The organism is Methanosarcina sp. UBA5 (assembly GCF_002505485.1).
Taxonomy (GTDB): domain Archaea; phylum Halobacteriota; class Methanosarcinia; order Methanosarcinales; family Methanosarcinaceae; genus Methanosarcina.
Genome location: NZ_DAVG01000080.1, coordinates 1 through 3,437 on the forward strand (window position 1 = coordinate 1; position 3,437 = coordinate 3,437).

Annotated in this window: 1 protein-coding gene and 1 pseudogene; one reads left to right on the forward strand and one right to left on the reverse strand. The window is 37.3% G+C overall.

Annotated elements, in window-relative coordinates:
- Positions 1-645 (forward strand): annotated as a pseudogene (locus tag BP621_RS07995) (IS630 family transposase); the annotation flags it as partial.
- Between the two features lie 232 nt (positions 646-877).
- Here BP621_RS07995 and BP621_RS08000 read toward each other — a convergent pair.
- Positions 878-2,479 (reverse strand): glycosyltransferase family 2 protein, encoded by a 1,602-nt coding sequence (locus BP621_RS08000; RefSeq protein ID WP_292389022.1) that lies wholly within the window; start codon positions 2,477-2,479, stop codon positions 878-880.
- Positions 2,480-3,437: the final 958 nt, after the last annotated feature.

Below are 3,437 nucleotides of genomic sequence, written 5' to 3' on the forward strand. Positions count from 1 at the left end.
ATAGTTTTAATATGTATCATTCTAAACCATATACTCTTGACTACAGAAGACCTGAAAACGCTGAGGAAATTTTAAAAAAAGTTAATAGAAGCAATTCCAGAATATACTGGTCCAGATGATCAATATATCATAGGTTTTCGGGATGAATCTTCACCACAAACAAAAGCAAATACGCAACGATTATGGTCATTTAAAAAGCCTTTAATGATTAAGAATACAAATTATATAAAGGCAAATGCATTTGCCTTTTATTCTATCAACGGTAGAAATTTCATCGATTTTATGGAAAGTTCAAGGACAGAAAACGTATGTGAGTTCCTAAAGAAAATTGTGGAACAGAATCCAAAAAAGAAAATAATTCTTGTTTTAGAGAATTCAAGGTCACATCACGCTGATAAAACGGTGAGAAAAGCAAGAGAATTAGAAATAACACTTGTGTTTCTCCCTCCTTATTCACCAGATCTAAATCCTGTAGAATTTGTATGGAAAACAATAAAAAGAGAAGTGCCTGTCAGATTTATTCAATCAAAAGAACATCTAAAAAACATTATAAAAAATGAGTTTATAAAAGTGGAAAATTCATTATCGTTTGCAAAGAGATGGATGGAAACTTTCAATCCACAAATAAAGAGTGTAGTTTGTTGAGTAAGGAACTATAGATTATATTGTAAGAGTGTTAGAAAAGTCCTTCGAACTTGAGTTTTTACAAACTTTCATTGCTGAAATACTTGGGATTAGTATAATAGTTGTTTTGCTGTAGACTGGTTAAAAAAGAAGAATTAAGGGATAATGAATGAAAAAATGGAGTCAAAAGGCAATGAATAAAACAGAAGGGGTAGATTAAAATGAAAAATCCGGAAGAATAATCTTCTGGGACTTAACGAGCAATCCCTACTCTTTCGTTCCGTTTCTTTTCGACCTGCATATCGAAGAGCATTCCGAAAAGAAGCATCTGAAGCCCAGTACCCAGTACAAGGAAGCCGAGCAGAGGGTAGTAGGAAGGGAGAGGATTTTGCAACAAGATCTGCAAAAAGCCCCATAGCCCTAAAAGAACACCTACAGGCAAGGCAACCATTCCAAGGAAATAGAATAGTACAAGTGGATGGAAATCCAGCACCGTATATTTGACCCTTAGCCTCCATAGAAAACCCCTGAAGATCATAGGAGCTACTTTGCGGATAAACTTGCCGTATCGAATCTTCGATCTCTCTCTACCGTAACGGGCGGGCATTACCACATCCATTACTCTCATTCCAAAGGCATTAAGCTTGATCAATAGATCATTACAATAACCATAATAAGGATAAACTGAATCCAGATCAATAACCTCCAGGGCCTGCCTGGAAATAGCTGTATATCCATTCTGGGGATCCATAACCTGCCAGTAACCACTGCCTATTTTTGTGATAAAGCTGAGGAGAAGGTTTCCAAAAGATCGCCACTTACTCATCCCGGTCATAAAATCGTCAGTGAGTAATCTGTTGCCCTTTGTATAATCTGCTCTTCCCTCAATGATTGGAAAAATCAACCTGGGAAGCTGAGCAGGGTCCATTTGATTATCTCCGGCCATAACCACAACGATGTCCATTTCGTCTTTCAGAGCAAGTTTATACCCGTCAATTATTCCTGCGCCTACTCCCTTATTTACTTCATGGCGCAAATACACAATTCTGGGATCTCCGAACTTTTTTACAATTTCACCTGTCCGATCGATACTACCATCATCGATCACGTAAATTCTGTCCACGTATTCCGGGATACCACTTAGAGTCTCACCTATAAGTAATTCCTCATTATAAGCAGGCACGACAACTCCGATACGTGTACTCTCAAGTTTCCTGAATATAGGATCCACATCAAAACTCAGGTAGTTAACCTTGAGTCCTTCGGTTTTTGCTGCAGAAAGCAAGGATTTTAAAGTTAAATGTCCTTTGCCCGAACTGATTTTCTGCAGTGAACCTGCAGTTATTGCAAGAAAGCCTATTTTCTCTTTAAATGTGTTTTTCCCATTAAAGAGCATTACTGTTTCTTGCTCACAGGAGATACGGCAGGGCCACGAACCCACAGATAGGTCAAACCCCTGCCTTAAAGGTTCAAGGACATGGGAAAGAAGATCTATGTCCTGCATGCATTCCGGATAGATAAGAACCACAAGTTCTGAATCAAGAGATGCCTTGTAGAGGACATCAAGTAATGCATCCTCCCCACCGGAGATAGGAACAACTCGTGCTCCTCCCAAAGCAGCTACTTCCATAGTTCGATCGGTAGAACCTTCGTCAAGAACTAGTACACGGTCAGCGTAACTTGCCGCAATCAAGACTTTGCTTCCAATGGAAGTCTCCTCGTTCTGAGCTGGAATTAACACAGTAAGTTCATGCCTGAGTAACCTATCAGTAAGTTGAGATGGCGAAGATACTACACTGATAGGATCAGAGATCAGAGAATTAAGACCAAGTGTAAGGGCTGAAAACAAACCCAATCCTCCCCCCTATACATATGCATATGCTATAACCCCCTTTATCTGTATAAGTGCAAAAATATTAAAGGATATCATACTAAAAATTATTAGATCAAGATATATATAAAGTTAACACTTGATATAGATAGATTTATAAAAATATTAATAAGGAAGAGATATCCTTACAAAAGATCTCTATGAATAAAATAAAAGAAATAAATTGAATGGCTAAAACCTCATTATGCAGTAAATATTAAAAACAGAACATGATTTTGAATAAGTTAAAGAGTAGGGAAATTGATGGACACATTAGTTATTCGCGCAACTTGCTTAGTCATATGTACGTAAACTAATTATGACAAAGAAAATTTCCCTCTTTGCAATTAGTTCATATTTTCGTGAAAAGGAAACCTTCAAGAGACAATGAGTCAGGAAAAGAAATTCCCAATCTCGAATAAACCGAAACTTAATGCGCAACTTTCCTGAGTGTAGCTATACAGATACCAGACCTGGGAAATATTGAACAACTTTAAATATCAGCAGGAGAAATTATTAAAAATAATATGAGAGTTAGACAAGACTGAAAAAAAAAATTCAATCTAACACTAAAGCTCACGTTATAATAATATTTAGTCATATAAGGGGAAACATTATAAAATGATAGGGACTGCGGAACCTCGACTTATGTCAGTCGAATGCCCCGCTAGCTAGCTGTGGGGATGGAAGACTTCCCAGGTAACCGTTGATGATAATATTATGTATCAATTCCATTTTTCGGTTATTAATTTCTGCTCAAACTAAGTTGTTTAGGGTATTATTTCCTTTAACGGAATTTTGACAGCATCGCGAATATACCCCCCGTCGATTGCAGCGGAGTGTGCTAACTAGACTATGATTGAAAAAGCTGCAAATATTTCTGGGGACATTGTTGGGGTCATATTAAATCCAGTGACTAGTGGAATAGTTGTACTTTTTGCGT